Here is a 26,545-nt window from a genome sequence, read left to right as displayed (position 1 = left end):
ATGCCGAAGGTCGTTGGTATTTTTGCCGTCCCGGGCGTCCAGCTGCTCGACGTCTCCGCTCCGCTCGACGTATTCGCCCAGGCAAATGCCGAGTGCGGCAAGCCGTTCTATACGTTGCGTGTCATCGCGAGCGAGTCCGGTCCGATCCGCAGTTCGTCCGGCGCGCAACTGCTTGCGGACTGGATCGTTCCCGACATTCCCGAACGCATCGATACGCTGCTCGTCGCCGGTGCGCCGAGTGCCGGTCACGTGGCATTACGCGCCGACGTGCTCGCGTGGCTGCGCTCCGCCGCAGTGCAGAGCAGGCGGTACGGCTCGATCTGCACCGGCGCGTTCATCCTCGCTGCAACCGGGCTGCTGAAAGGACGCCGGCTCACGACACACTGGGCCGCTGCCGACGCGCTCGCCGAAGCCTATCCGTCGCTTGCCGTCGACGCCGATGCGCTGTACGTACGCGACGGCAAGCTGCGCACCGGCGCCGGCGTGACGGCCGGACTCGATCTCGCGCTCGCGCTGGTCGAGGAAGATCTCGGCCGCGACATCGCACGGCGCGTCGCCGCGCAGCTCGTCATGTTCTTCAAGCGTCCGGGCGGGCAATTGCAGTTCAGTCGCAAGGGAGAGGCGCGGCCGGCCGGACGTTCGGTTCTTCAGGAAGTGCAGCGCTGGGTCGCCGCCCATCCGGAACTCGAGCATTCGGTGGCCGATCTCGCAAAGCATGCGGGCATGAGCGCACGCCACTTCGCGCGGCTTTTTCGGGCGGAAGTCGGCATGACGCCGGCCGCTTGGGTCGAAGCGACCCGGATCGCAGCCGCCCGCCAATTGCTCGAGAACGGACACGACACGCCGAAACAGGTCGCCGCGAAATGCGGCTTTGCGAATGTCGATACGCTCAGGCGTTCGTTCGCGAAGCACGTCGGGATCACGCCCGCCGAATATCGGAAGCGTCAGGCCGTCTTGATCGAGTGATGCAAACGCTCGTGGACGCCCGACACGAAGCGGGACGGCGCTCGCCGAACCCCAATGCCCGTCGCATCGGCACGGCTCGATATCGCGTCGCTGATCATTCAGCGGTCCGTTTAGACGATCGTCGACGCCGCACAGCGACGCGCGATCCGTCGCGTACGCTCACGTCGCCGGTCCGCCGTCGGCTAACGCGGCGAACACGCGCATCACGCCGGCATATTTACGCCCCACACGTCGCCGGTAATCGTCCGACATGACCGCCGCTCCCCGCCGACTGTTTACCGTGTGACAACAGTTATTCATCAGAACGTGTATTTCCGACCGGTAGCGCGATCGCTACGATGCGCTCAACCGCTCGACGCAACACGCGACGCGCGAAGTCTACGAAACCGGAGGTCAACATGAAGTCGTTCGTCTACGCTGTCGTCGCCGTCACCACCCTGTCCGCGTCGTATCACGCATTCGCGCAGTCGAATTCGTCCGGACAGCTCACGCGCGAGCAAGTGCGCGCGGAACTCGTCGAGCTCGAACACGCGGGATACAAGCCTGAAGTCTCCGATCCCTACTATCCACAGGCGCTTCAGACTACACAGGCGCGCGTGACAAACACCGACGCAGCCGGCTACGGCGCGCAATCGGCAGCCGGCGTGCGCGCCGGCCGGGCGACCGCCGTCGGACAAAACCCGCGCGACTCGATCTATTTCGGTCAATAAGCGAAGCGGCCCATGCGCGCGTTTGCGCATTTCATCCGATACGCAGCGATCGACGCACCACCCCGCTCCCGTTCATCGGGGCGGGGTGATGCGTTTTTGGGCGTGCAAGATACGCAAACGCATGCTCGGGCGAAGCCGCTCGCCGCGGAACCGCTCGCGCAGCCTCTGCGCGTTTGCGCATAGAATGGCCGCGTGGTCGGCGCCGGCCGAAGCGTGCGCGCACGGAACGTCGAATCGGGCAACCTCATGCGCGCGCTGGCCGCCCGATGCCGCACTCATCGCATTTTTGAAAAGGAGCGGTTTCATGTCTCAAACTTCCGGTTCCACGATCACGTTTCGCCGCCCGGACGGCCAGGAACTGCACGGGTATCTCGCCACGCCGGAAAAGACCGAGGGCGCACCCGCAGTCGTCGTCATTCAGGAATGGTGGGGGCTGAACGACCAGATCCGCGGCGTCGCGGATCGACTCGCGCGCTGCGGGTACTTCGCGCTGGTGCCCGATCTGTATCGCGGCAAATCGACGGTCGAAGAAGAAGAAGCGCATCACCTGATGACCGGGCTCGATTTCGGCGACGCGGCTTCGCAGGACATTCCGGGCGCCGTCCAGTATCTGAAGACGCGCGCGTCGCGTGTAGCGATCACCGGCTTCTGCATGGGCGGCGCACTCACGCTGCTGTCGCTGCAGTTCGCCGACGCGGACGCTGGCGTCACGTGGTACGGCTTCCCGCCGCTCGATTATCTCGATCCGTCGAAGATCAAGGTGCCGCTGATGGGGCACTGGGGTACGCAGGACGCGTTCTTTGCGATCGATCAGGTCGATGCGCTCGAGAAGAAGCTGACCGAAGCGAAGGTCGACATCGAATTCCACCGCTATCTCGCGCATCACGCGTTCGCAAACGAAACGGCCGTCGGGAACGGACGCATCGCCGGTACGCAGTTCGATCCGGTGTGGTCGCAATTGGCGTGGGATCGCACGCTGACGTTCTTCGGGCGCACACTGTGGGGTCAGCAGCGGTAACGTCACGCGCAGTGCACGCGCGATCCGGTCGAGCTGTTTCGGTCGCGCGGACCGGATAGCGGGCGCGCATCCGCGCGGCACTTACAAACTATCTCGCGGAAAAAGCAACGCCACGGATCATCGTCCGTGGCGTTGCTTTTTCGGCGCGTGTAATGCGCGGCAATCGCATCACACGCGCCGCACCACGCTCACGCGTTGCACGAGCCGCGCAGCGCAGCCTCGTCGGTCGCCAGCATTTCCGGCACGCATTCCCGCAGGAAATCGACGAACGTGCGGATCTTCGCGTCGAGGTATTGTCGCGACGCATAGAGCGTGTAGACCGTCAGCTTCTGCAGCCGATATTCGGGCAGCACGCGAACGAGCGCACCACTCGCGAGCGCGGGCAGCGCAGTCGACATCGGCACTGCGCCGATCCCGACGCCCGCGCGCAGCGCGGCGCCGAGCGCTTCGGCGAGGTTCACCTGGAAATCCGGCAGCGGCAGTTCGAACGTCTCGCGACCGTCAGGGCCATCGAGATGCCAGCGATCGCGCGGAAAGATCGGCGTGACGATCTGCAGGCATGCGTGTCCTTCGAGATCGCGCACGGTACGCGGCGTGCCGCGCTCCTTCAGATAAGCAGGCGACGCACAAAGCACGCTGTGCACTTCGCCGAGCCGCTGCGACACCAGTCCCGAGTCGGGCAGTTCCGTCGTGCTCAGTTGCAGCGACACGTCGTAGCCTTCGTCGATGATGTCGGGGACGTGCTGCGACAACGTGAGTTCGACCGCCACCGACGGATAGCGCTGCCGGTATCGCACCACCGCGGGCACCACGTACGCCTGACCGAAACTCGTCGTCGCATGAACGTGCAGCCGTCCGGACGGCTTCGCCTGCGCGTCGGCCGCTTCGGCTTCCGCTTCGTCGATATAGCCGAGGATGCGCTGACAACGATCCAGATAGCGCTGTCCTGCATCGGTCAACGCGATCCGCCGCGTGCTGCGATTGAGCAGGCGTGTGCGCAGATGCGCTTCGAGTTGCGCGACCGAGCGCGATGCATACGCCGTCGTGATGTCCAGGCGCTGGGCCGCGCTCGTGAAGCTGCCCTCCTCCGCCACCCGGACGAAAATGCGCATCATCTGTAACGTGTCCATCGACATGTCCCCGCCGTTGAAATCGCATCGCGCCCGCGCGCTGCCGGCGCAGCAGGCCGGTCAGGCGCGAATTGTGCGGAACAGTACAGCAGCGGTGCAGGCGTGTCCAGTTCGCGCCATGTGATGGTGGCGTTACACGAAATCGTGCGCCGCACACGGTGCGAGTGCGCGGCACGCGCAGCGCTTACTCGGCCGTCGACGGATCGAACGGATTGCGCAGCACGATCGTGTCGTCGCGCTCCGCACCGGTCGTGATCATCGATACGGGCACACCGGCCACCGTCTCGATGCGGGCGATGAAGTCCTGCGCGGCGCGCGGCAGCGCCGCACGCTCGCGCAGGCCCTTCACCGTGCCGCGCCACCCGTCGAACCGTTCGTAGACCGGCTTCGCACGCCGCTGCGCATCGAGGCTCGCGGGCAGATGACCGACGCGCGCACCGTCGAGTTCATAGCCGACGCACAACGCGATCGATTCGAAGCCGTCGAGTACGTCGAGCTTCGTGAGCGCCAGCGAATCGATGCCCGAAATTCGCACGGCCTGGCGCAACTGTGCGGCGTCGAGCCAGCCGCAGCGCCGCGGCCGTCCGGTGTTCACGCCGAATTCCTGTCCGCGCGCACGCAGCGTTTCGCCGGTTTCGTCCGACAACTCGGTGAGAAACGGGCCGCCGCCGACTCGCGTCGCGTAGGCCTTCGCCACGCCCAGCACATGCCCGAGCTTCGATGCGCCGACGCCCGCGCCGGCAGCGGCGGCCGATGCGACCGTACCGGACGACGTCACGAACGGATAGCTGCCCCAATCGATATCGAGCATCACCGCCTGAGCGCCCTCGAACAGGATGCGCTCGCCGCGCGCGCTCGCTTCGTCGAGATCGGCCCAGACCGGGCGCACGAACGGCAGAATCTTCGGCGCGATATCGACGAGCGTCGCGAACATCGCATCGCGCGACCATTCTTCGAGGCCCAGGCCGCGAAACCACGCGTTGTGATGTTCGACCAGCACGTCGAGCTTCTCCGCGAGCCGGGCGGGCTCCGCGAGATCGCCGACGCGCAGCCCGCGGCGCCCGACCTTGTCCTCGTAAGCCGGCCCGATGCCGCGCAGCGTAGTGCCGATCGGTTCGCGCCGCAACCGCTCCTGCACACGGTCGATCTCGCGATGAATCGGCAGCACCAACGTCGCGTTCTCCGCGATAGACAGATTCCGGCACGTGACCGATAGCCCGAGTTCGGCCATTCGCCGGATCTCTGCGAGCAGCGCTTCCGGATCGAGCGCCACACCGTTGCCGATCACGCCGCGCTTACCGCGCACGATGCCGCTCGGCAGCAGCGCGAGCTTGTACGTCTTCTCGCCGACGACGAGCGTATGGCCCGCGTTGTGGCCGCCGTTGTAGCGCACGACGATGTCGGCGTGCGCCGCCAGCCAGTCCACGACGCGCCCCTTCCCTTCGTCGCCCCATTGAGCACCCACTACTGCCACGTTCGACATGCTTCATCGCTCCATGTGAGAAATCCAGACATCGGCGCCGATCCGGCCAACCGTTCTGTGCGATATTGGCGGAGCTGAACTCGCCGATCAAACGATTAAACCTCCGATATCTTGTGAACAAATTTCACACGAAGCACCATCATGCCCCGACGACTCCCTCCGCTGAATTCGCTACGCGCATTCGAAGCCGCCGCGCGGCTCGGCAGTTTCACGCTTGCCGCGGACGAGCTGTGCGTCACGCACGGCGCGATCAGCCGGCACGTGCAGCAGCTGGAAACGTGGCTGGGTCGGCCACTGTTCGAACGACATAATCGGCGCGTCGAGTTGACGGTGGTCGGCCGCGCGTATCTCGCGGAGGTCGGCGCATCGCTCGATCGAATCGCGCTCGCTACCGCGCAGCACTTCGGCCCGCGGCAGCAGCACGTGCTGCGCGTCAGTGCGCCGGCGACGTTTTCGCTGCGCTGGCTCGTCCCGAAGCTGTCGTCGTTCCAGGTCGCGCATCCGGGCATCGAGGTACGACTGTCGACGTCGAACGAACCGATCGAAAAGCTGCGCGACAGCGTCGACGTCATCGTGCGCGGCGGCCCGCAGACGGTCGACGGTTACGTTGCCGAAGAATTCCTGTCCGAGATTCGGTTGCCCGTGTGTGCGCCGAAGCTGCTCGAGGACAAGCCGTTGCGCACGCCGGCCGATCTCGCCGGCTTCACACTGCTGCATGCGGCCACCTATCCCGGCATGTGGCCTGAATGGCTTGCCGCGGCAGGCCACGCGGATCTCGTGCCGCGACACTCGCTCACGCTCGAGCATTTCTACCTGACGCTGCAAGGTGCACTCGACGGGCTCGGCGTCGCGATGGGCCCGATCGCGCTGGTCGCCGACGACATCGCGGAGGGTCGGCTCGTGCAGCCGTTCAGCGGGCCGGCACTGCCGCCGTGGCGCTACTTCACGTACGTAGCAACGGCGCGCGCGCAGGACGGTGCTGTACGTGCGTTCAAGGAATGGCTGAAGGTAGCGGGCCGTGGTGGTGCGTCAAGTGCGCAGGGTTGAGTGCGCCGGTGACGAGAATGCAAACGACGGCATCGCAACGATTGAGGATGTTCGCGCAAATCCATGCATAGGCGGACCGTTCGCGCTTGGGTGTTCATGCCCGCAGAAAAGGATTTTGAACCGGTCGGCATGGACGTGCGAACGAAGCCGCGTGTCGTGCGACTTTCCACCCGAACGAGCGACGCGCGCATCGCATCGCTGCAATAGATGCAAAGACGGTGCGCAAGCCGCGATTTACACCGCGGCTTGCCTTCATACGCGACGCAACGCTTACTGACTCGCGCCGACGCCCGCCTTTTTCTCCGCGTTTTGCAGGTCCTGCGGATAGTTCGGGTCGTTGGCCGACGGCTTGTATCCGGCGTCCTCGAGCTTCTTCAACTCGGCGTTGTTCTTCGCACGCGCGGCCTTGCGTTCCGCTTTGCGCTTGGCGCGTGCGGCCTTGCGCGCCTCGCTCTTCGCGGCCTTGGCGTCCTGGGCAGCCGGTGCGCTGGCCTCGGTCTGCGCGAACGCGGGAACAGCGGAGCCGCACAGGAAAGCGGCTGCAGTCGCAGCCAGCGTGAGTTTTTTGATCTGGATTCGCATCGCTGAACTCTCTCTTCTGATTGATGACGGTTTGAAAGTACGTCGAGATACCACCCCTGCCCCTGGCCGGCGGTCGTGTCGCGATCAGGGCTTCTGCATCATATCCGTGTCGCAAAAAACGTGACGCCAACGTGCGAGCGTCACGGGGACACACGGATAGGCGTCGTATCGCGACGGCGCGGTGCCGCCAGTTCGTGTCGATGCGTCGCGATTCAGCGCGGTGACGATGGATTTTCGTCAGTGGCGGTCACGACTATGGCTGCATGACTCCGTTGGTGAGCGATAGGATTTCCGACGCTCTGCGGCCTGTGCATTCTGTTCGCCGAGGATGCGGCTCGGACGGCGGTACTTCCCATAAACGGCCACGGATTGGTGGGGGAAGGTTGTTGAGAGGGAGCCGGCTGGAACGCTACCGTCTTCGTTGCCGGTGTCTGCTGACATCGGGCATCTCGACGCTTGCAGCCAGACGTTTGGGTTGTTGCGGGAGGCGACCGTCGCGGTCGGCACGTCTCGCGCCAGCAACTTCATGCCAACATTCGGCGCGCGCGTGGGCTTCCGTGGCCGCTCCCACCTTCATCAAGTCTTCCTTCGCTTAGTGGAACCTGGTTGACACCAACGCAAAGGTAGAAAATTTGCGGACCCAAAGTGGCCGGAGGGGCATCCACATTCTCGTGATCTGAGCTTGCGAAATGAAAGCAACAAGAACCGTCGGTATACGGCCGATGGAAATTCATCCTCGAGCGTGGCCGAAGTCCGAGAGGAAACGGCCGCTGATACATGAGAAACGGCGATTTCGTCCTGCCGGTAGAAGTACTGAGTGCTGTTGCCGCCCGTTTGGCTCGGTGCCCTCTTTGTCGCGCTCTAAGTAATTGACGCCCAAGCGACGATTCGGCGGCTCCCATAAACGGGAACCTATGTCCGGAAACAGGGGATTTCGTCCCATAAGTTTCTACGTTTTGGTACTCGTGAGTAGGTACTTACCCCGCCTGCAAGCCTTGTCTGGTCTGAAACCTTGTCGACAGTGGGCGCCACGATGCTCGGTTGACGAGCCATAAGGGGGTTCTCAGCGCTCGTAGACCGCTGAGCTCGTGGTTAGGTAGCGGTTTATGGGGGTTGTCTTTCTGCACAGGCACGCGTGTGTTTACATCTTTGAACAACCACGTTTACTTCTTTAATTACTTTTAGACGGCCCAAACCCTTGTCGCATAAGGGTTCGAGGGCTGTTCGGTACCCATTTATGGGAGTACAGGTAGAAAGGTTTGGGGCTTCAGGTCTGTGGATTTGGGGTATTGGGTACCGCGTTGTGGGAAAACCAGGGTGTGGATATGGGGCCAACGTACCCTGTTATGGGATTTCCGCTGAAAAACGCGCAAGGTAGCCGTCTATGGGGCCTCATTTGGGTAGCCGGTTATGGGGAGTATTTTCGCCATGTCCCCGGATAACTGCCGGCCGGCACTTCACACATCGGTAGCCCTTTATGGGGAATCTCAAAGGTAGCCGTTTATGGGCTACGCTCGGCCTGCGGATCCTTGTTCGATGACCGGTCATTTACGCAGGCTCCCATAAACAGGAACGCTGCGGGGCACAGGTAACCTTTTGTGGGAGTAGGGATAGGTTGCCTGCTATGGGAGCCATTTGCCCCCGCCGACATCATCCCGTGGACAAAAACAGCGGTGGAAGTCGCCGAAAGGTAGCCTTTCATGGGAACTCATCAAGGTAGCAAGTTATGGGAACGACTTGACTGGTGTTGCATGGCACCAAGCACCGACGCGTGCTGTCGATTCAACTGGTCGACTCCCATGGACGGGTACCTTCGCGTCGGCAAATGCCGTGCCGGATGCCGGCGACGCCGCATGACAGGTAGCGATTTTTGGGAGCTTATTTGAGTGAAAAGGTAGACGGATATGGGAAGACGCGCAGATCGTTGCGTCGTGATTTTCCCTTTTGTGTCTGTATCTTAGCTGCGATAGTGCAAGTGATACCGGAGCACGGACGTTGCTCCGCGGCTCGAAGAGGTATAAAGTCCGCTCTCAACACGGTCACCTTATCCGGACATCACGATGCCGCGCAAGCCCGCAAGCAAAGGCTCCGACAAACAGGTTTCGCTGTTTCAGACACCAGAGCCTCCCGACTTGCTGCGCAAGGCGGTTCAGGCGATTCATATCGCGCCGAAATCGGGAAAGATCGGTCTGCAGCAGCGCAAGATGTTCAGCTCGCTGATCAAGAACGCGCTTCGTCAGGAGGCGTTCGAACCCGGTCGAACCAGCTTTTCGATTTCGATTGCGGCGCTGTCGCACGAGAGCGGGCTGAACAGTAACAATACGAAGTACGTGAAGGACACGGTCAACTCGCTGATCAGTACGGTCGTCAACTGGGACTACCTCGCCGCGGACCGTTCGACGGTCTGGAAGGCATCGGGCCTGCTCGCCGGCGCGGAACTCGAACAGTCGGTGCTCAAGTACAGCTTCTCCGATCAGATTCGCAGCGAACTGCTCAATCCCGAGATCTACGCGCTCATCGACATGCGGATCGCACGTGAATTTCGCCGGTCGCATTCGCTCGCGCTGTGGGAAAACACGGTTCGCTACGAAGGGATCGGGATCACGGCGAAGATCCCGCTGCCCAAATTCCGCGACCTCATTCTCGGTCAGGACAAGGCGTCGCAGTCGTACAAGGAATACAAGCTGTTCAAGAGCAAGGTCCTGGTGCCATGCATTCAGGAGGTGAACGAAGTATCGGACCACACGCTCGAGTTGATTGAACACAAATCCGGCCGCAGCGTCGAGGCCGTGCAGTTCAAGGTGACCCGCAAGCAGAGCGCCGATACGGTGGAGGAAGGCGACGTCAGGAACGAAGCGCTGATCGACGAAGTCGCGAAGTTCGGGATTCCGCGCTCGGAAGCGCGCCGGTTGATTACGCAATACGGCGTGCAGCGCATCAAGGCCGCGATCGCCTATACGGTCAATCGGACCACGAAGAAGAACGCGGCGCCGATCGACAATGTGGCCGCGTACTTCCGCAAGGCGCTGACGCACGGCTATACGCTCGCCGAAGGGCAAGGCGCCGATGCTGCCGTGCCGGCGAAGGAATCGGCGCAGAGCAAGCAGGAACAGATTCGCGACAAGTACCTGGCCGCGAAGGTCGAAGAGGCCGGAGCGTACTTCCGTGAGTTGGAGATCGACGATCAGACCAAGCTGATCGAGCGCTACAACGAGACGGTGGCCGGATCGAAGGATCTGACGCTGTCGCCGAAAAAGAAAGCGAGCAAGCTCGCGCAAACGAACTTCTTCCGGTGGCTGGCACTGGATACGTGGGGCGAACCGACGTCGGACGACCTGCTCGAATTCCTGCTCAAAAGCAGTCTCGCTACCAGCTGAACGACGCCTCGCGTTCCAGTGTGCTGCGGACGCCGGACTCGATCCGGTATCGCTGCGCACCGAGGGTGCGAGGCGTTTTGCTTTGGCGCCCTTACTCTTGCACGTTCGTCGCCAATTCCGCGACGTACGCGTCGATGACACTCTTCAGCTTGTCCGCCAGCGCTTCTTGATGCGACGCGTCGACGCCTTTGAGCTGCAGATCCAGACGACCGTCCGGATAGGTCTTCAACTGACCGATTGCCCGCGATTCAACGGCGAAATCATGTCGGACGCTGTAGCGCGTGCGGCCCGTTTTCTTGTTGCCGTCGCTCTGTGCGCGCAGGAAGTTCTCGAGGTCGCGTACGGACTTTTTCCGTTCGATCACGGCCGTGAGCAATCGATCGGCTGTCGCTTCGCCGAGGCGCTCGAAGATCAGTTTCAGAAAGTAGGCCGCTTGCAGACCGACCACGTCGCTCGCGCTCGCCATGCGCTCGAGGAGCGTATTGGGCAGCGCGTTGAGTGACAGCGTCTTGCTGATCGATGCCTTGTCCTTGCCGATTTTCTCGGCGAGCGTGTTCTGGTCAGGAAAGACCTTCTCGTCGAGAAGGCGCTTCCACGCAACTGCATCGTCGAAGATCGTCTGGCGCTCGTGATCGTGATTGGCCCGATACGCGATCGTGTAGAGCTGCTCCGGCGTGTGATCGGTACGAAACGTCGCATTGATCGTCTCGTCGCCGTTGATGCTCGTCGCGCGCAGCCGGCGCTGTCCGTCGATGACGACCAGCTTGCCGGGAAATTCCGGGAGCCGCGTGACCTTGATCGGTTCGATCTGCCCTTCTCGCTTCAGCGTCAGCGCGAGCTCGTGCAGGCTCGACTCCGAATAAAACACTCGCGGGTTGAACGGGTTCGGGATGCAGTCCTTGACTGCCACTTTCTGCGGTGCGCCCAGGTCCTGGCTATCGGCGGACGCGGCCGTGCTTTGCATCGGAGCAGCGACCGTCGGTGCGGCCACGGCGGACGCCGAAGGTTCGGGGAGCCGGGTTTCGAGTGCAGCGTTTTCTTGCGCGAGCCCGCGCAATAGACCGGCCGCCAGATGCAGATTACCGGTCGACTTCTTGTCCTTCGAAGTGTCCTTAGCCATGGGCTGCTCCCGTAGCGCGCGTCGACGCGATGTATTGAGCCATTTCTGTGACCAGCTTCTCGATTTCGGCCCGGGCTTCCTTCAGTCCTTTGAGATAGCGATTGTGGTGATGGATCGTAGTGCCCAACGCGAACGTTTGACGATATACCTCGCGCTGGGCGATCTGGCTGTCAAGCAAATGTTCCCCAATTTCTTCTGCCTTTAGAATTTTTAAAATTTCTTCACGCATTTTTGTTTTTCCATTGACACTATTGAGCATAAGTGCAGAAGAAAGATTCGGGTTACGCATTGCCCGCATCGATTCGATCATGCGAATCATCGCCACGGTGCTGTACAGATCGGCCGGCGACGGCGATAGCGGTACGAGGCAGAAATCCGCTACCTCCAGGACAGATGCGATGCGAGGGTCCTCCAAGTTTCCGGGACAATCCACGACGATTACATCGAAATTTGCGTCCTGCTTCTTGATCTCTCCTCCAATACCGCGACCGGCGGGCGCGAGCGAAAGGACCGTCATCGGGAGTGTGTTCTCACCGCTCGTTACCCATCGCACAGACGTGCCTTGAGGGTCCGCATCGATGAGCGCGACTTTGTTGCCGCCCGCTTCGAACGCTGCCGCGATATTGACCGAGATGGTGGTCTTGCCGGTCCCACCTTTTTGATTACTCACCGCGATCTTGAAAGCCATTGCATTCCTCCAAGGAATTTTGCGTAATATATTCATTTATTGGGGAAATGTCTAGAAATCGAAGTCGGATCGTATGTGGGGGACGCTGTTGTTACGTGACAAGTCGTCCGAATGGCTGCTTAACGCGGGCGCGGACTAGCGTTTCGACTCGGCTCGTATGGCGAAGGATTAGCAGTGAAGGGCATCGTGTGTTTATCGGACGGCTAGACCGCGCCGCGGGGCAACGTCGCGCATAAGTTGCCGACTTTGACGCCCCTCAAACATCAAGACATAAAGTGCTTTGTTAAACGCGATTTCGCAAGCGCAAACCGGAGCGGCGCTCAAACGCTGAAGGTTTTCTTCGGAGCTGCCTGTTGTCGATGCGCGCGGTCACTTTGCTCAAGTAGTTGTCACGTAACAACGCTGCCCTCGAGCCTGCTACGCCGCGTTGAAGGAAGGTAAAAAAGCGCGTCTGCCGGTGTCGGCACATTGAGTACGCAATTAGAAGGTCGTGAGTAGGAACCGATGATGTCCTTCGGGTGCAGTTGTCACGTGACAACGTGAGGGTTCTAGCTTGGCGCGGTATCAGGATGAATGCGACGGAGCGTAGATGTCGCTTGTCGATTCGGCAGTACCTGTCTCGACCGGAAGGTGCTTACGTTGCTCTCGTGGCCGTTCAGTTTGATGCGTCCCCAATTATCTGGCGTGCACGGATACGGGTGCTACGCGGTCGGAGCAGGCGGGTACCAACTGTTGTTGGATAACTCGAGTTCGCTGCCGACGCCGGACTAAGCTTGCGAGGAAGCGTTCCCTTTGCGTCGTCCAGCGGAACTGGCAACAGAGTAACTAGGTGCGCTGGTCAACGTTGGCGTGAAACATCACCCAAAAACGACGGTAGGCTGTAAACCATTGTGTGACAAGGATTTGTCGCGCGTACTTCAAGTTGTTTCACGGGAAATCTGGTTGCGAGAGGCGAGGACGGGAGCGCATCCCCGCCAGCCGCGCATACTGGCCGCAAAATCGCACAACATGAAGTGGCGGTGTATTAAAAGACACGTACTTTGTAGTTTCTGATACTTTCGACGCGCTCGAAGATCCAGCAGGCGCCTGATAGCAGCGCGTAGGATGGCTTTGGGTCGACGGAGTCGTTGGCCCTCTATGTCGGTTGTCACGTAACAACGCGGCAGCCGCAGATACGCCGAGGATGCGGCACGCAACAGTATCAAAGAAAGTATCGGGCGGGGCGGGCCGCAAGTGGATTAATGAGTCGTCATGTCAGCTTCGCCGCCAACGAAGGGCCGACTGTAAGGTGAACGGCACGGGAAATATTAGATACGGCGCTGCTGGCTGAGCGAGCGCGACCGGCAGTTCGCCGCGCGATTTAGTCTTACGCGACGGCTTCGCGCTGGCCCGTGAGAGCACGGGTCTCTCACTTTATTCCGACGCACACGGCTGTCGCCAACGTGCTTTCGAGGTAGGCATCTTTGCGCGCTCATCCACCGTCCGCCACCATCGTTCTCCCCGGTGTGGTGCGCTAAGGTCGAGTCGTTCGCCCATCCGTGGCGTGGACAATTCAACACCCCGCACCATCGCCAGCGCCGTGACACGCTCGAACGGGTCTTGCCATCGGTGCCGCGCCAGATCGAACGTTCCGTTATGAATCGGTATCAGCCAGCGCCCGCGCAAATCGATGTGCGCTTGCACGGTTTCTTCCGGTTGCATATGCACATACGGCCATTGCGTATCGTACGCGCCAGTTTCCATCAGCGTTACATCGAACGGGCCGAATCGTTCGCCGATCATCCGGAATCCATCGAAGTAACCAGTGTCCCCGCTGAAGAACACGCGCAGGTCGTCGTCGACGATGACCCACGATGCCCATAACGTGCTGTTTCCGTCGAACAAGCTCCGACCAGAGAAGTGCTGTGCCGGAGTTGCAGTCAGCGTCAGGCCATCCGCGTCGACGCTCTGCCACCAGTCGAGCTGGCGGACTTTCCTTGCGTCGATACCCCATTCGATCAGACGATCGCCGACACCCAGCGGCGTGACGAACAAGTCCGTGGTAGCTGCAAGCGCGACTACGGTATCGCGATCAAGATGATCGTAATGGTCATGCGACAGGATTACCCCGCGCAGTGGCGGTAACTCTTCGAGCGTGATCGGCGAAGCATGGAAACGCTTCGGACCCATATGCCGAAATGGAGAAGCGCGCTCTGCAAACACGGGATCGGTCAACCAGAATCGACCGCGCAGTTTCAGCAGCAGCGTGGAATGCCCGAGACGGTACAGGCTGTGATCGGGCGCCGCATCGAGCTGCGCGCGCGTAAGAGAATCGACCGGTAACGCAGCGGTGGGCACTGTGTCGCGCGGCTTATCGAACAACATGTTCCACGCGATCCGCAGTATTTTGCCGATTCCTTCTTGCGGGCGCGGCGCAACATTGCTGAAGCGCTTGCCGTCATGCTGCGGTGATTGGCCGGACAATGTCCGACCACGCCGAGCGGCAGCAAAGCCGAGTACACGATGAACGAAAACGAGCGGAGAAGCCATCGTCGAGGTGCCCAATAAAAAGTACACCAATTAGTGTAGTTTGTTTGGCAAGAAAGTAAACTCATCGGTGTAAAATTTCGAGCATGGATACGAGTTCTTCCCCTCAACGGCTGACCGACCGAAAGCGCGCAGCCATTGTCGATGCCGCAATCGACGAGTTTCTCGCAGCCGGCTACGACGCGACCAGCATGGACCGGATCGCCGCGCGAGCGGGCGTGTCAAAGCGCACCGTCTACAACCATTTCCCCGGAAAGGAAGCGCTGTTTGCCGCGATCTTGCATCAGTTATGGGACGCCACGTGCACGGGTAGCGCGCCGGCCTATCGTTCGGATACGCCGCTCCGCGAGCAACTGATCGCATTGCTTCAGCGCAAATTGCGCTTGCTGAATGGTGACGCGTTTCTCGCGCTCGCTCGCGTCGCGATCGGCGCGGCGATTCATTCGCCGGAACGCGCGCGTGACATGGTCCAACGTCTCGGCGAGCGCGAGGAGGACGTAACGGCATGGGTGCGTGCGGCGGCGACGGCTGGCCGTCTGTCGGTTGCCGATCCGGTATTCGCCGCGCATCAACTGCATGGCCTCGTCAAGGCGTTCGCGTTCTGGCCGCAGGTAACGATGGGGCAGCCGCCGCTCGACGAACGCGAGCAACAGACGGTTGCTGAGTCCGCTGCAGACATGTTTCTTGCGCGCTACGCGTGCGCTGGCGACATCGGCATCCCCGATTCGAAGCACGAGTGACTTCGACACGGCGCATGTGAAGTACGAACGTGCGTCGATATCTCGGGAAAACGGGTGGCGGTGGGAACCGGCGAATCGGCGCGTAAAGAAGTCGAGAAGTCGACGAAGCAAGAACGAACTGAGGAGACCATACGCGCGCGGAGTCGAATGGGTATCCAGCGCACAGACACGAAGCCACGAAGCCGAATGCGAATGAATACGAATGAAGACGTTGTTGATCGTCTACCACACGATGACGGGCGGCACGCAGCAAATGGCCGAAGCGGCCGCGCGTGCCGCGCGCGAACACTCCGGCGTCGACGTCAAGTTGCAGCGCGCGGATGCGACCAGCCCGACGGACGTACTGGCTGCCGACGCATACCTGTTCGCCACGCCGGAAAATCTCGCAGCGATGTCGGGGCTGATGAAGGATTTCTTTGATCGCTGTTATTACGCAGCGCTGGATCGCATAAATGGGCGCCCGTACGCAGCGATGGTCTGTGCGGGCAGCGATGGGCAGAATGCGCTGCGGCAGATCGAGCGGATCGCGACCGGCTGGCGGCTGAGGAACGTGGCGCCGGGTTTGATCGTCTGCACCCATGCGCAAACGCCGGAGCGCATCCTGGCGCCCAAGACTATCGCTGCCGATGATCTGGCGCGCTGCGCGGAAATCGGCGCGGGTCTGGCCGCCGGGCTTGCACTGGGCGTGTTTTGAACGTCGCGCACTCGCGGAAACGTGACGGAACGAGGCGACGTGCATGTTGATCGCGCACGGACGACAACTTGAGCCGACGCAGAAAACGCGCTGACGTACTCGATCGCACTCATCTCAATAGTGGTCACATGGTCGTCACGGGCGTTGTCCGCGATCCCGTAACCAAACCGGACAAACCGGCCACAACCGACGAAACGCGCGCAGCACGCATTACCCGGCAAGCCATCCTGACAAATCGCCCAACAAATCCGCAAACACGACCGCGCGGACGCATTTATCGCGTCCCGACGACGCGACACACGAACCGCCGAGTCAGCCGACCGCCGCGCGTACCGGTATACTTCCCTCCTGCCTTGTCCGGCATCGTGTCGGGGTGCGTGAAAACAGCGGTTGGCGCGATGCGGTGACGCGGTGTCGTGCGTCGGCGGCAGACGGGCCGCAGACGATGCAGCAACGTCGATGCGCGCAGCAACTGCACGACCACACCTTATATTCCTGGTGGATTGAATTTATGGGTTTTGAACAACTTGCCGAATTGCGGGCGCAGCTCGCAGCAAAGGCCAAGCAGGAGCGCAACGCGAAGCGGCCCGCCGCGCAAGCGGATGCCGGCGGGAAACCGAAGTCCGGCGACCGGCCGTCCCGCGGGGCCAAATCGAATGCAGGGCCGAAGGCGTCGGCCGGTGCAAAACCCGTGGCGGCGAAACCGTCGGCGCCGGTCGATCCGGTGGTCGTCGCGATCGGCAAGCTGCAGCGGCGCTTTCCGCGCGCGTTCCCGAAGAATCCGGCGCCGAAAGTGCCGCTGAAGGTCGGCATCTGGGAAGATCTCGCTCGCGACGCGCAGTCGATCGGCCTGACTGAAGCGGAGCTGCGCGACGCAATGTCGACGTGGTGCCGCGGCAATCGCTACTGGTCGTGTCTCGTCGAAGATGCGGTGCGTGTCGATCTGAACGGCAACGAAGCAGGGCGCGTGACGCGCGACGATGCCGCACGTGCACGTCGGCTGAAAGCGCGCCGCCCCGGCAAGGGCGCCGCGCAGCAGGCAAAGGGCGCGCAGCAGGCGCCGAAGTCCGAGCAGCAGGCCGACCCTGCCGCGCCGCAAGCGGATGCACCGGCGCCGGCCGACGCTGCATCGCCGGCCGAGCAGCAGACGACGGCGAGCGAGTAACACGCTAGACGCCGCCGTGCACCTGCGCGGCGGCGAACCTTGCCCGCCGCGCATGCCGCGTTCGTGCCGCATGCCGATCTCCTTGCCGGTCACTTGCGCGACGACGCCTACTCTCGACGCGACCGATCTGCGCGCGACCACCGTCCGACACCGAACACACGCGCGACGCCGACGTAACCGATTCATCGACGCAGCGACGACATGCTCGCGATGCATTGGCGACGTTGCCACGTGGAACGGAAGACGACCGATAATCACGCGTTCACTCAATCACTCATCGCTCGGCTGCGCATCCTGCTTTGACAGAGATTGCGCGCGTCACATCGCGACAACGCCCGTGCGGCGCAGGCGAACGCGAACGCGCGACACGACGCGGCCCGCCGTTGCCACTCGACCCGCGTTCACTCGACGCCGACGATCACGCTCGACGCCTTGAACATCGCCGACGCGGCCTTGCCGCTCGCGAGCCCGAGCCGCTCGACGCTGTCGTTGGTGACGATCGCGGCGATTTCTGCGCCGCTAGCCGACTTGATCACCACTTCCGAATTGACCGCGCCTTTGGCGACCGACGACACGGTGCCCACGATGCAATTGCGGGCCGACACCTTGCTGCCGTCGACGTCGACCATCACGATCACCGACGATGCCTTCACGAGCGCGAACGCGTGCGTGCCGACCGTGAGCCCGAGCGCTGCTGCGCTGCCGTGCGTGATCACGGCGACGATCTCGAGGCCGTCCTGTGTACGAAGCGTGATTTCGTCGTTGACGGCACCGGCTTTGATGGCAGCGATTCGACCGACGAACTGATTGCGGGCGCTGGTTCGCATGGTGACTCTCCGGGAAACGGGCCGCACGGTCGCGGCGAACGAATGACAAAAAATCGCGGACGAGTTTACCGTCGATGCAAGAAGCATGCTGCGTAATCGAGCGGCGACGCCCGGTATTTCGACTCTTCGCGGTGCGCCAGGTCAGCGGAAACCGCGCGTCGCGTCTACTTGCTCGGGCCGCTCGCAGCAGGCGTTGCGGCCGGCGTCGCCCCGCGCGGCGTCGGCGCCTGTTGCATCGCATCGCTCGGTGCACCGTTCTCCCATCCGCCGCCGAGCGCGAGAAACAACCGCACCTGATCGGCCGCAACTTGAGCTTCGGCTGCCGCGACTTGCGCACGCACGCTCGTCAGCGTCCGCGTCGCATCGAGGTCGGAAATGAAGGACTCGCGGCCGGCGACATAGAGTCGATGCGTTTCGTCGGCGGAACTGCGTGCGGATTCATATGCGGTGCGCAGTGCGTCCGCACGTTGCACGTCGGCCGCGTAAGTGGCGAGGCTCGACTGCGTTTCGCGCAGTGCATTCAGCACGACCCCGTCGAAGTGCGCGAGCGCGCCGCCCGTCGCCGCTTCGGCTTCGCGTACGCGCGCGCGCTGGCCGTTCACCGGAAACGTCCAGCTGATCAGCGGCCCGAACGACCAGCGATTCGTCGTGGACGAGAACAGGTCCGCGGCGACGCCGACCGAGCCGGCCGACGCGCCGATGCTGACCGACGGATAAAGCGCGGCGGTCGCGACGCCGATCCGCGCGGTCGCGGCCGCGAGTTGCCGCTCGGCTTCCCGCACGTCCGGGCGGCGACGCAGCAGCGCCGCACCGTCGCCGATCGGGATCGGCTGGCGCAGCTTGGGTAGCCGCTCGCATTCGACGACCGCTTTCGGCAGGTCGGCCGGCGCGCGCGCGAGCAGCGCGGCAAGCTGGTATTGCGCGATCTTGCGGCGGCTCTCGAAACGCGGGATGTCGGCCGACAGCGTGCGCACCTGCGTGACGCCGCGTGTCACGTCGGTCTGGTTGCCGCGGCCGACGTCGCGCAGTCGCTGCGACAGCGCGACGCGCTGCCGCTGCAGTGCGAGCGACTGCTTCGCGATGGCGAGCTCGTCGCCGGCCGAGCACGATTCGACGTATGCGCGCACGACGTCCGCGACGACGGTGATGCGCGCGAGATCGCCGGCAGCCTGCACGGCCTCGCTGTCCGCGCGCGCGGCCTCGACGCCGCGCCGCAGCTTGCCGAACAGGTCCAATTCGTACGACACGTTCAGCCCGACCGTGCCCTCGTTGACCACCGGCAGCTTGTTTTCGAGCAGATACTGCTCGGCCGATTCCTGCGCGCGCTGCACCGCGGCTTCCGCGCGCCCGGAGAACCCGCTCTGTTCGTTCGCGACTTCCAGCGCCGCGCGCGAACGCGCGAGATTCGCTGCCGCGACGCGCAGGTCGGTATTCGACTTCAGCGCGCTGCGCACGAGGTCGTCGAGCACCGGATCGTCGTAGAGCTGCCACCAGTTGCCGGGCACGGCATCGTGCGTGACGAGCGTGCCGTTCGCGTCGTCGAGCGCGTGATTCGCGAGCGGCGCATTCACATACGCCTGTTGCGGCGGCCGATAGTCGGGACCGACGGATTTGCATGCGCCGAGTGCGAGCGCAAGCGGCGCGAGCGTCGCCGCGAGCCGGAGGCCGCGCCGCTTCATTGCGACGCTCCGGCCGTGCTTGCGGCGCTCGACGTCGGCGCGGCTGCCGCGGACGACGTTGCGGATGCAACCGATGCGCCGACGGCCGGCTTCGCACGATCGTTGTCGCGCGTGTCGGGCGAACGCACCGCGACGGTCGCGGTGCGGCCCGCGATCATCCGGAAGTCGTCGGGCACCTCGTCGAGCACGACGCGCACCGGTACGCGCTGCGCAAGCCGCACCCAGCTGAAGGCCGGGTTCACGTTCGGCAGCAGGTTCGCGCCTTGCGTGCGGTCGCGGTCCTCGATCGCCGCGACGATGCTCTGCACGTGGCCGCGCAGCGGATGCGGCTCGCCCATCACGACGATGTCGACGGGCTGGCCGATATGGATGCCGCGCAGCTTGGTTTCCTCGAAGTAGCCGTCGACGCGGAACGACTGGCGGTCGACGACCGACAGCACCGCGCGTCCGGCCGGCGCGAATTCGCCGACGCGCGGCGCGCGATCGTTCAGATAGCCGTCGACGGGACTGACGATTGTCGTGCGCTGCAGGTTCAGCTTCGCGGTGTCGAGCGACACCTGCGCATCGGCGACGGCCGCTTCGCCCTGCTCGACGCGCGTACGGCTTTCCTCGACCTGCTCGCTCGCGACGAGATTGCCGAGCTGCATGTTGCGCGCATACTCGCGCCGGGCCTGCGCGAGCGTCGCGCGGCGCTGTGCGAGCGTCGCCTCGGCGAGCCGTTGCGCGAGCGCGTAGCGCGCCTGGTCGATCACGAACAGCACCTGGCCGCGCCGGACTTCCTGATTGTCGGCAACCTGCACCGACGTGATGAGGCCCGACACGTCCGGCGCGACCTGGATCACGTCGGCGCGCACGTGGCCGTCGCGCGTCCACGGCGAGAACATGTAGTAGTTGACGATCCGCCACAGCACGAGCGCGGCCACGACGACGACGATCAGGGTGAGCAGGATCTGTCCTGCGGAGAGCCAGGTCTTTTTCACGTTGGTCAGGTAGCCGCGAGATGGTGGGATACGACCACGACGGCAGCGAACACGAACACGTAGATGCCGAGGTCGAAGATCGAGCGATGCCAGACGAGCCGATAAAAGCCGATGCGCTCGAGCGCGCCGCGCACGACGATGTTGATCAGGTAGGCGATCAGCATCAGCACGAGCGGTGCCGGCACGAATACGCCGAAGAGGTCGATTTCGCCGATCATGGTCGGGCTCGCAGAAGCGGGTGCAAAGGCCGGATCATGCCGACGCTCCGTCCGGTACGTGCGGCGGTTGCGCGGCTGCGGCCGGGTACAGCGACAGGCGCAGGCCGACGAGCGCGTGCAGCGTTTCGCGCAGCCTGCGGTGTGTAATCGGCGTAATCGGGGGCGTAAGCGGCGTAGTTGGCGCGGTCGGTGCCGCGCGCGCCGCATCGCCGCTCGCCGGTGCCGCGGGCGGCAAGTTGCTGCCGGCCACGCGATGCAGCGCGTCGTCGATCGACGCGAGCAGCGCGGGCGGCGCAGGCTGGCGTGCATTCGCCGCCGCGCAGCGCGTGTAGTGTTCGGTGACGCCGGCCAGCACGCGATCGATCGCCGCCGGCAACTCGCCGGTGAGCCGCCGGCGCGCGCGGCGCAGGTCCAGCGCGTTCAGCGCGATGCGCAGATCGCGGAAGCTTTCGATCGACGGGTGGCGATGATCGTCGGATGCGCCGAGGCGCGGCAGCAGTTGCGTGACGCGATCGAGCATCCGCGATGCATGGTTGCGCTGGTCGTCGAGCGGCTGCGTCGACGCCGAGCGCGCGACGTCTTCCCAACCGGAGCGCAGCAGGCGCCGTACCGCGAGCTCCGCGCCGAACGGTCGTGTCGCGCGCGTCCACACGAACGCGAACAGCAGCCCGGCGACGCCCGCGAGATTGCTGTTCAGAAACACGAAGAAGTCGGCATCGTACGCACTCTGGATGCTGATGAAGGTCGCGGTGTTCACCGCGACGAGCATCGTCACCATGTTGAACTGCGGGCGCGGCAGCAGCGTGCCGATCAGGATGAACGGCCCCGCGAACATCAGCACGAGCATCGGGAAGTCGTGCACGTGCGGCAGCACGGCGAACAGGTACAGGCCCGCGAACACGACGCTCGCGGCCGTCGCGAGGAAGAACTTGAACACCATCGGCGCAGGCTCGTCGAGCGCCGCGAAGAAGCTGCACGCGACGGCGACCAGCGTCACCGCGCCGGCCCCGTCGTGCCAGCCCGATTCGATCCACAGCCAGCACGCGAACACGATTGCGCCGACGACGGTCAGCGTCGAGAACAGCATCATCCCGCGATCGAAGAAGCGCTCGGTGCCGCCGAGCCGCCAGTGCCGGTAGCGCGGCTGCCACACGCCCGATTCGTTCGCGATCAGCGCGCGCAGCGACCGGCAGTCCTGCCAGATGTCGATGACCTGGCGCAGGCGCCACAGCGCGTTCGACAGCAGCGCGCCGTCCCAGCTCGTCAGCGCGCTGTCGGCCGGCTGCAGCGCGACGATGCGCTCGCGCAGACGATCGGCGACCGGATCGTGCGCCATGTCGCCGTCGGTGCCGGCCTTTACCGCCGGCAGCGGCGCATCGAACCATTTCGCCGCATCGGCGAGCAGCGCATCGAGGCCGGCGGGGCGCACGTGCAGGTCGCGCATCAGCGCGATCAGCGGATCGGCGAGCGACGACATCAGCGGCAGAAACAGCTGCATCCGGCCCGCGAGCGCCTGCGCACGCGCGAGCACGCGCGGATGCGCATGGTCGTAGCTCAACTGGCTCAGCAGGAATTCGAGGCCGGTGATGGTCGCCGCGAGACGCTGACGGCACGCGGACAGCGCCTCGCCCGCAATGTGGCCGGACAGCGTCTCGCGCCCGTAGAACGCAGCGTCCTTGAACCACGCGTCGGTGCGCTCGATCAGCGTCGGCGCGAGCCGGTTCGGAAATACGGTGCTGCCGACCACGCTCGCACAGACGATGCCGAGCACGATTTCCTCGGTGCGTGCGATTGCGACGTCGAATATCGTCGAAGGATCGGTGACCGTCGGCAGCGCGACGAGCGGCATCGTATAACCGGCGAGCATGAACACGTAGCTGCGCGCGGTGCGGTCCGAGATCGCGAGATAGAGCAGCGTGCCGCACCACGTCGCGACGATGATGCTGAACAGGATCGGCGTCTCGACGAACGGCGGCACGAACAGGATCGCGGCGGCCGCGCCGAGTGCGGTGCCGAGCGCGCGATACAGCGCCTTCGAGCGCGTTGCGCCGACGAACGGATTCGACACGATGTAGACGCTCGCCATCGCCCAGTACGGACGCGGCAGCTGGAAATACAGGCCGAGATACAGCGCGAGCATCGACGCGGCGAAGGTCTTGCCCGAAAACAGCCAGTCGCGAATGCTCGGCAACGTCATGATGCGGAATCGGCAGCGTCGGGCAGACGCGATGCGGGCGCTTGCGCATCGGACGCGTTGAACGCGTTCAGCACGCGCAGCGTCGCTTCGAGATCGGCGCGCGTGATGCCCTTGAGCACCTGTGCGCGCAGCGTGCGCAGGTCATCCTCCATCTTCGCGGTGACCGCGCGGCCGGCGGCCGTCAGCGAGATCGTCTTCGCGCGGCGATCGTTCGGGTCCTCGTCGCGGCGCGCGAGCCCTGCCGCGCACAACTGGTCGAGCAGCCGGACCAGCGATGGTCCTTCGATGCCGACGTACTCCGCCAGCGTGCCCTGGCGCACGCCTTCGCCGAGACGGCCGGCGATCAGCAGCGGCGTCGCGCACGCTTCCGACACGTTGTACGCGGTGAGCACGCTGTCGCTCGTGCGGCGCCATTTGCGCGCGGACAGCACGAGCAGGCTGCTGACGGCGAGGCGGAGATCGTGCAGGTTGGTCATGGGCGAGATGATAGGCACAAAGATGTTCGATAGCAAACTATCGTTTTTTGCCGTCCGGATGTCGCCTGCCGCACGGCGCCGCCCCGTATCGGGCAATGTAGGCGGCGTGCCGCAGTGGGTCAAGCGATCGCGCGGCGGCGCGGCGGCGCGGCGGCGCCCCGTACCGGAGTCGCCGACCGTAGCCGAACCGAATGGTCGGACGAGAACCGGCGCGCCGCGCAGCTCGTGCTGCCGAGCAAGAATCGCTCCCCGAATCGAATCGCGTGACGCGACGACAACCGACGCGGACGTAGCGGCGGCCCGGCTACCGGGCACGCGCGATGCACCGCTTCATTCCTCGCGTAACGTGCTGCTTTCGCGCGCGATTGCACTAGGACAATATTTTTCGGGTGTCTTTCTGAGCGACCATGCGGGAGCAACGACGGAGACAGCGAGATGGGACGGACCGAAGTATCGGCACGCTGGCACGACGCGATCGGCGCCGTGCATGGGATCGAGTCGAAATACAAGCGGCTCGTGAAGGCGATCGCCACCGACATCGAAAGCGGCGTGCTCGCGCCGGGCGCGCGGCTTGCGCCGCAGCGCGACGTCGCGTCGAGCCTCGGCGTCAGCGTGCAGACGGTGACCAACGCATACAAGGAGCTCGAACGGCAGGGGCTGATCCGTTGCGAAGTCGGACGCGGCAGCTTCGTGGCGGCGCGCGTGACCGAATCGATGTCGAACTACATCCTCGACACGACGGAGCGCGAACTCGTCGATTTCTCGATCGCGCGCATCGTCCATACGCCCGAGCACGACGCGGCGTGGCGCGACGTGTGCACGCAGCTGGCCGCCGCCGACGACCAGCCATGGATCCGCTCGTTCCGCCCGATCGCGGGGCTCGACGCGCATCGCGAGGCCGGCGCCGCATGGCTCGCGTCGCTGAACATGCCGGTGCATCCGGAGTCGCTGCTGATCACGAACGGCGCCGCGCACGGGATCTTTCTCGCGCTCGCGTCGATCGTCGGGCCCGGCGACACGGTGCTGTGCGAGAACCTGACCGATCACGGCGTGATCGGCTCCGCGAACGTGCTCGGGTTTACGCTGAAAGGGCTCGAGATGGACGAGCACGGAATCCGTCCCGAACATTTCGAGGAAATGTGCGACGGCGAGCGGATCAGCGCGCTCGTCTGCACGCCGACGCTGAACAACCCGACGGTGTCGATGATGTCCGATTCGCGGCGGCGCTCGATTGCGCGCATCGCGGCGCGCTACGGCGTCTACGTGATCGAGGACGACGTGTACGGCGCGCTGCCGGAGAAGACGGGCACGCCGATCGCGAGCCTGATCCCGGAACTCGGCTTCTACTGCACGAGCATGACGAAATCGGTGCTGACGGGATTGCGCACCGGCTATCTCGCGATGCCGAGGCGGCTCGCGCTGCGCGTCGAAAGCGTGCTGCGCGTGAGCAGCTGGATGGCGACGTCGCCGATCGCCGAGATCGCGACGCGCTGGATCGCCGACGGCACCGCGCGCCGGCTCGTCGAACTGCAGCGCCGACGGCTTGCGGTGCGCCAGCAGATGGTCAGAACCGCGCTCGGGCCGTACGTGCTCGGCGCTCATCCGAACGCGCTGTCCGCGTGGCTGCGCGTGCCCGACTACTGGCAGGCGGACCGGCTCGTGCGCGAGCTGCGGTCGCGCAAGATCGCGGTCACGTCGCCGGATCCGTTTCTCGTCGGCAGCACCGAGCGGCCGAACGCGGTGCGCGTGTGCATCGGCGCGGAGACGACGGACGCCGCGTGCAACGCCGCGCTCGAGACGATCGCCGGCGTGTTCGAGCAGTATCCGCACGTGCACGATTTCCACTGAAGCGCCGTTGCCGCGCAAAAGCGCTCGGCAATGTATCAGGACATTCGAAAGCGCAATTTGGAACATTAGACTGGATCGCACTACATCAATCGTGAGGCGTGCGTTTCATGTCCTTCCTGTCGCTGTCCGACGTCTATCGCGCGCGCCAACGCATTGCCGGGCATGCGAGCGTCACGCCGCTCGTGGCATCCGCCGCGCTGTCCGCGAAAGTCGGCGCGCCCGTCTACCTGAAGCTCGAAACGCTGCAGCCGACCGGCAGCTTCAAGCTGCGCGGCGCCACGCATGCGCTCGCTGAGCTCGCCGCGCAGCGCGTGACGCGGGTCGTCACCGCATCGACCGGCAATCACGGCCGCGCGGTCGCGCATGCCGCACGCGCGCTCGGCATCGAAGCGGCTGTCTGCATGTCGTCGCTCGTGCCGGCGAACAAGGTCGACGCGGTTGCCGCGCTCGGCGCACGCGTCGTGATCGCCGGCGACAGTCAGGACGACGCGCAGGCCGAAGCGCGGCGCCTCGTGCGTGACGACGGCTACGCGTACGTGCCGCCGTTCGACGATCCGCGCATCATCGCGGGCCAGGCGACGATCGGCGTCGAGATTCTCGAAGCGCTGCCCGACGCCGCGACGCTCGTCATCCCGTTGTCGGGCGGCGGCCTGTTCGGCGGCGTCGCGTTCGCCGCGAAGGCGATCCGGCCGTCGATCAGGACGATCGGCGTATCGATGGCGCGCGGTGCGGCAATGTATGCGAGCCTCGCGGCCGGTCGCCCGATCGACGTCGACGAATTGCCGACGCTCGCCGATTCGCTCGGCGGCGGCATCGGCGTCGACAACCGCTACACGTTCGCACTGACCCGCGCACTGGCCGACGACGTCGTGCTGCTCGACGAGGACGCGATCGCGCGCGGCATCGCGCACGCGTATCGCGACGAACGCCTCGTCGTCGAAGGGGCCGGCGCGGTCGGCATCGCGGCGCTGCTCGACGAACGGATCGCGCGCGGCGACGGGCCGATCGTCGTGGTCGTGAGCGGCGCGAACATCGACATGGCCGTGCATCGGCGGCTCGTCTCGGAGAACTGAC

At 64.1% G+C, this 26,545-nt stretch carries 23 protein-coding genes; 10 read left to right on the top strand and 13 right to left on the bottom strand.

The window, feature by feature from the left end; all coding sequences use genetic code 11:
- Together BUB20358_RS06200 and BUB20358_RS06195 are read left to right on the top strand one after the other, a co-directional pair.
- A complete protein-coding gene (locus BUB20358_RS06200) occupies positions 1-966 on the top strand; it encodes a GlxA family transcriptional regulator (protein ID WP_035975460.1) in 966 nt (321 codons plus the stop codon).
- A 398-nt stretch (positions 967-1,364) separates the two neighbouring features.
- Entirely contained in the window at positions 1,365-1,676 is a 312-nt protein-coding gene (locus BUB20358_RS06195) for a DUF4148 domain-containing protein (RefSeq protein ID WP_006767023.1), read from the top strand.
- Between the two features lie 72 nt (positions 1,677-1,748).
- Here the strand turns inward: BUB20358_RS06195 and BUB20358_RS06190 are convergent, their stop codons facing one another.
- Positions 1,749-1,982: a hypothetical protein gene (locus BUB20358_RS06190; protein ID WP_046377155.1), complete on the bottom strand. Its 234-nt coding sequence runs from the start codon at positions 1,980-1,982 to the stop codon at positions 1,749-1,751.
- On the opposite strand from BUB20358_RS06190, the gene BUB20358_RS06185 reads away from it, so the two are divergent.
- Positions 1,981-2,694, top strand: coding sequence for a dienelactone hydrolase family protein (locus BUB20358_RS06185; protein WP_035976038.1), 714 nt, complete (start codon positions 1,981-1,983; stop codon positions 2,692-2,694). The genes BUB20358_RS06190 and BUB20358_RS06185 overlap by 2 nt on opposite strands.
- A 188-nt stretch (positions 2,695-2,882) precedes the next feature.
- On the opposite strand, the gene BUB20358_RS06180 is transcribed toward BUB20358_RS06185, so the two are convergent.
- Positions 2,883-3,824: a LysR family transcriptional regulator gene (locus BUB20358_RS06180; protein ID WP_035975461.1), complete on the bottom strand. Its 942-nt coding sequence runs from the start codon at positions 3,822-3,824 to the stop codon at positions 2,883-2,885.
- A 184-nt stretch (positions 3,825-4,008) separates the two neighbouring features.
- Positions 4,009-5,307, bottom strand: a complete 1,299-nt coding sequence (locus tag BUB20358_RS06175) for an adenylosuccinate synthase (RefSeq protein ID WP_006767026.1) — start codon at positions 5,305-5,307, stop codon at positions 4,009-4,011.
- Positions 5,308-5,448: 141 nt separating this feature from the next.
- Between BUB20358_RS06175 and gcvA the strand changes: the two genes are divergently transcribed.
- On the top strand, positions 5,449-6,354 hold the full coding sequence (gene gcvA, locus BUB20358_RS06170) for a transcriptional regulator GcvA (protein ID WP_006767027.1): 906 nt from the start codon (positions 5,449-5,451) through the stop codon (positions 6,352-6,354).
- Between the two features lie 270 nt (positions 6,355-6,624).
- Here the strand turns inward: gcvA and BUB20358_RS06165 are convergent, their stop codons facing one another.
- Positions 6,625-6,936, bottom strand: coding sequence for a hypothetical protein (locus tag BUB20358_RS06165; protein ID WP_035975462.1), 312 nt, complete (start codon positions 6,934-6,936; stop codon positions 6,625-6,627).
- Between the two features lie 2,060 nt (positions 6,937-8,996).
- Between BUB20358_RS06165 and BUB20358_RS06160 the strand changes: the two genes are divergently transcribed.
- Positions 8,997-10,313, top strand: coding sequence for a replication initiation protein (locus tag BUB20358_RS06160; RefSeq protein WP_006767029.1), 1,317 nt, complete (start codon positions 8,997-8,999; stop codon positions 10,311-10,313).
- Positions 10,314-10,404: 91 nt separating this feature from the next.
- Here BUB20358_RS06160 and BUB20358_RS06155 read toward each other — a convergent pair whose 3' ends face one another.
- From BUB20358_RS06155 to BUB20358_RS06145, 3 genes are all read right to left on the bottom strand, one after another.
- Complete coding sequence (locus BUB20358_RS06155) at positions 10,405-11,433, bottom strand: ParB/RepB/Spo0J family partition protein (protein ID WP_006767030.1); 1,029 nt, start codon at positions 11,431-11,433, stop codon at positions 10,405-10,407.
- Complete coding sequence (locus BUB20358_RS06150; protein WP_006767031.1) at positions 11,426-12,121, bottom strand: AAA family ATPase; 696 nt, start codon at positions 12,119-12,121, stop codon at positions 11,426-11,428. The genes BUB20358_RS06155 and BUB20358_RS06150 overlap by 8 nt, the downstream gene beginning before the upstream one ends.
- A gap of 1,413 nt (positions 12,122-13,534) precedes the next feature.
- Positions 13,535-14,650 carry an MBL fold metallo-hydrolase gene (locus tag BUB20358_RS06145; protein ID WP_035976040.1) on the bottom strand — a complete coding sequence of 372 codons (1,116 nt, stop codon included), beginning with the start codon at positions 14,648-14,650 and terminating at the stop codon, positions 13,535-13,537.
- A gap of 83 nt (positions 14,651-14,733) precedes the next feature.
- Here BUB20358_RS06145 and BUB20358_RS06140 point away from each other — a divergent pair, with 83 nt between their 5' ends.
- From BUB20358_RS06140 to BUB20358_RS06130, 3 genes are all read left to right on the top strand, one after another.
- Positions 14,734-15,387 (top strand): TetR/AcrR family transcriptional regulator, encoded by a 654-nt coding sequence (locus BUB20358_RS06140; protein WP_006767033.1) that lies wholly within the window; start codon positions 14,734-14,736, stop codon positions 15,385-15,387.
- Between the two features lie 202 nt (positions 15,388-15,589).
- Positions 15,590-16,081: a flavodoxin family protein gene (locus BUB20358_RS06135; RefSeq protein ID WP_006767034.1), complete on the top strand. Its 492-nt coding sequence runs from the start codon at positions 15,590-15,592 to the stop codon at positions 16,079-16,081.
- Between the two features lie 511 nt (positions 16,082-16,592).
- Positions 16,593-17,246, top strand: coding sequence for a ProQ/FinO family protein (locus BUB20358_RS06130; protein ID WP_006767035.1), 654 nt, complete (start codon positions 16,593-16,595; stop codon positions 17,244-17,246).
- A gap of 401 nt (positions 17,247-17,647) precedes the next feature.
- On the opposite strand, the gene BUB20358_RS06125 is transcribed toward BUB20358_RS06130, so the two are convergent.
- From BUB20358_RS06125 to BUB20358_RS06100, 6 genes are all read right to left on the bottom strand, one after another.
- Positions 17,648-18,073: a TOBE domain-containing protein gene (locus BUB20358_RS06125; RefSeq protein ID WP_035975464.1), complete on the bottom strand. Its 426-nt coding sequence runs from the start codon at positions 18,071-18,073 to the stop codon at positions 17,648-17,650.
- Between the two features lie 164 nt (positions 18,074-18,237).
- Positions 18,238-19,752, bottom strand: coding sequence for an efflux transporter outer membrane subunit (locus BUB20358_RS06120; RefSeq protein ID WP_006767037.1), 1,515 nt, complete (start codon positions 19,750-19,752; stop codon positions 18,238-18,240).
- Complete coding sequence (locus BUB20358_RS06115) at positions 19,749-20,732, bottom strand: efflux RND transporter periplasmic adaptor subunit (protein ID WP_006767038.1); 984 nt, start codon at positions 20,730-20,732, stop codon at positions 19,749-19,751. The genes BUB20358_RS06120 and BUB20358_RS06115 overlap by 4 nt, the downstream gene beginning before the upstream one ends.
- Before the next feature lie 5 nt (positions 20,733-20,737).
- Positions 20,738-20,950 (bottom strand): DUF1656 domain-containing protein, encoded by a 213-nt coding sequence (locus BUB20358_RS06110; protein ID WP_006767039.1) that lies wholly within the window; start codon positions 20,948-20,950, stop codon positions 20,738-20,740.
- A 34-nt stretch (positions 20,951-20,984) separates the two neighbouring features.
- On the bottom strand, positions 20,985-23,147 hold the full coding sequence (locus tag BUB20358_RS06105) for an FUSC family protein (protein WP_006767040.1): 2,163 nt from the start codon (positions 23,145-23,147) through the stop codon (positions 20,985-20,987).
- Positions 23,144-23,623, bottom strand: coding sequence for a MarR family winged helix-turn-helix transcriptional regulator (locus BUB20358_RS06100; RefSeq protein WP_006767041.1), 480 nt, complete (start codon positions 23,621-23,623; stop codon positions 23,144-23,146). Before BUB20358_RS06100 ends, BUB20358_RS06105 begins: the two co-directional genes overlap by 4 nt.
- Positions 23,624-24,058: 435 nt before the next feature.
- Between BUB20358_RS06100 and ehuR the strand changes: the two genes are divergently transcribed.
- Positions 24,059-25,471, top strand: a complete 1,413-nt coding sequence (gene ehuR, locus BUB20358_RS06095; RefSeq protein WP_006767042.1) for a MocR-like ectoine utilization transcription factor EhuR — start codon at positions 24,059-24,061, stop codon at positions 25,469-25,471.
- A gap of 107 nt (positions 25,472-25,578) precedes the next feature.
- Positions 25,579-26,544: a hydroxyectoine utilization dehydratase EutB gene (gene eutB, locus BUB20358_RS06090; RefSeq protein ID WP_035975465.1), complete on the top strand. Its 966-nt coding sequence runs from the start codon at positions 25,579-25,581 to the stop codon at positions 26,542-26,544.
- The last annotated feature ends 1 nt before the right edge of the window (position 26,545 follow it).

This window comes from Burkholderia dolosa (assembly GCF_902499135.1).
In the GTDB taxonomy this organism is placed as follows: Bacteria; Pseudomonadota; Gammaproteobacteria; order Burkholderiales; family Burkholderiaceae; genus Burkholderia; species Burkholderia dolosa.
This window is presented reverse-complemented; position numbering and strand designations above follow the sequence as displayed.

What these genes read in the sequence shown, in the direction of transcription:
- BUB20358_RS06200 (WP_035975460.1), top strand. Translation starts at nt 1, where the DNA reads ATGCCGAAGGTCGTTGGTATTTTTGCCGTCCCGGGCGTCCAGCTGCTC.
- BUB20358_RS06195 (WP_006767023.1), top strand. Translation starts at nt 1,365, where the DNA reads ATGAAGTCGTTCGTCTACGCTGTCGTCGCCGTCACCACCCTGTCCGCG.
- BUB20358_RS06185 (WP_035976038.1), top strand. Translation starts at nt 1,981, where the DNA reads ATGTCTCAAACTTCCGGTTCCACGATCACGTTTCGCCGCCCGGACGGC.
- BUB20358_RS06190 (WP_046377155.1), bottom strand. Translation starts at nt 1,982, where the DNA reads ATGAAACCGCTCCTTTTCAAAAATGCGATGAGTGCGGCATCGGGCGGC.
- BUB20358_RS06180 (WP_035975461.1), bottom strand. Translation starts at nt 3,824, where the DNA reads ATGGACACGTTACAGATGATGCGCATTTTCGTCCGGGTGGCGGAGGAG.
- BUB20358_RS06175 (WP_006767026.1), bottom strand. Translation starts at nt 5,307, where the DNA reads ATGTCGAACGTGGCAGTAGTGGGTGCTCAATGGGGCGACGAAGGGAAG.
- gcvA (WP_006767027.1), top strand. Translation starts at nt 5,449, where the DNA reads ATGCCCCGACGACTCCCTCCGCTGAATTCGCTACGCGCATTCGAAGCC.
- BUB20358_RS06165 (WP_035975462.1), bottom strand. Translation starts at nt 6,936, where the DNA reads ATGCGAATCCAGATCAAAAAACTCACGCTGGCTGCGACTGCAGCCGCT.
- BUB20358_RS06160 (WP_006767029.1), top strand. Translation starts at nt 8,997, where the DNA reads ATGCCGCGCAAGCCCGCAAGCAAAGGCTCCGACAAACAGGTTTCGCTG.
- BUB20358_RS06155 (WP_006767030.1), bottom strand. Translation starts at nt 11,433, where the DNA reads ATGGCTAAGGACACTTCGAAGGACAAGAAGTCGACCGGTAATCTGCAT.
- BUB20358_RS06150 (WP_006767031.1), bottom strand. Translation starts at nt 12,121, where the DNA reads ATGGCTTTCAAGATCGCGGTGAGTAATCAAAAAGGTGGGACCGGCAAG.
- BUB20358_RS06145 (WP_035976040.1), bottom strand. Translation starts at nt 14,650, where the DNA reads ATGGCTTCTCCGCTCGTTTTCGTTCATCGTGTACTCGGCTTTGCTGCC.
- BUB20358_RS06140 (WP_006767033.1), top strand. Translation starts at nt 14,734, where the DNA reads ATGGATACGAGTTCTTCCCCTCAACGGCTGACCGACCGAAAGCGCGCA.
- BUB20358_RS06135 (WP_006767034.1), top strand. Translation starts at nt 15,590, where the DNA reads ATGAAGACGTTGTTGATCGTCTACCACACGATGACGGGCGGCACGCAG.
- BUB20358_RS06130 (WP_006767035.1), top strand. Translation starts at nt 16,593, where the DNA reads ATGGGTTTTGAACAACTTGCCGAATTGCGGGCGCAGCTCGCAGCAAAG.
- BUB20358_RS06125 (WP_035975464.1), bottom strand. Translation starts at nt 18,073, where the DNA reads ATGCGAACCAGCGCCCGCAATCAGTTCGTCGGTCGAATCGCTGCCATC.
- BUB20358_RS06120 (WP_006767037.1), bottom strand. Translation starts at nt 19,752, where the DNA reads ATGAAGCGGCGCGGCCTCCGGCTCGCGGCGACGCTCGCGCCGCTTGCG.
- BUB20358_RS06110 (WP_006767039.1), bottom strand. Translation starts at nt 20,950, where the DNA reads ATGATCGGCGAAATCGACCTCTTCGGCGTATTCGTGCCGGCACCGCTC.
- BUB20358_RS06105 (WP_006767040.1), bottom strand. Translation starts at nt 23,147, where the DNA reads ATGACGTTGCCGAGCATTCGCGACTGGCTGTTTTCGGGCAAGACCTTC.
- BUB20358_RS06100 (WP_006767041.1), bottom strand. Translation starts at nt 23,623, where the DNA reads ATGACCAACCTGCACGATCTCCGCCTCGCCGTCAGCAGCCTGCTCGTG.
- ehuR (WP_006767042.1), top strand. Translation starts at nt 24,059, where the DNA reads ATGGGACGGACCGAAGTATCGGCACGCTGGCACGACGCGATCGGCGCC.
- eutB (WP_035975465.1), top strand. Translation starts at nt 25,579, where the DNA reads ATGTCCTTCCTGTCGCTGTCCGACGTCTATCGCGCGCGCCAACGCATT.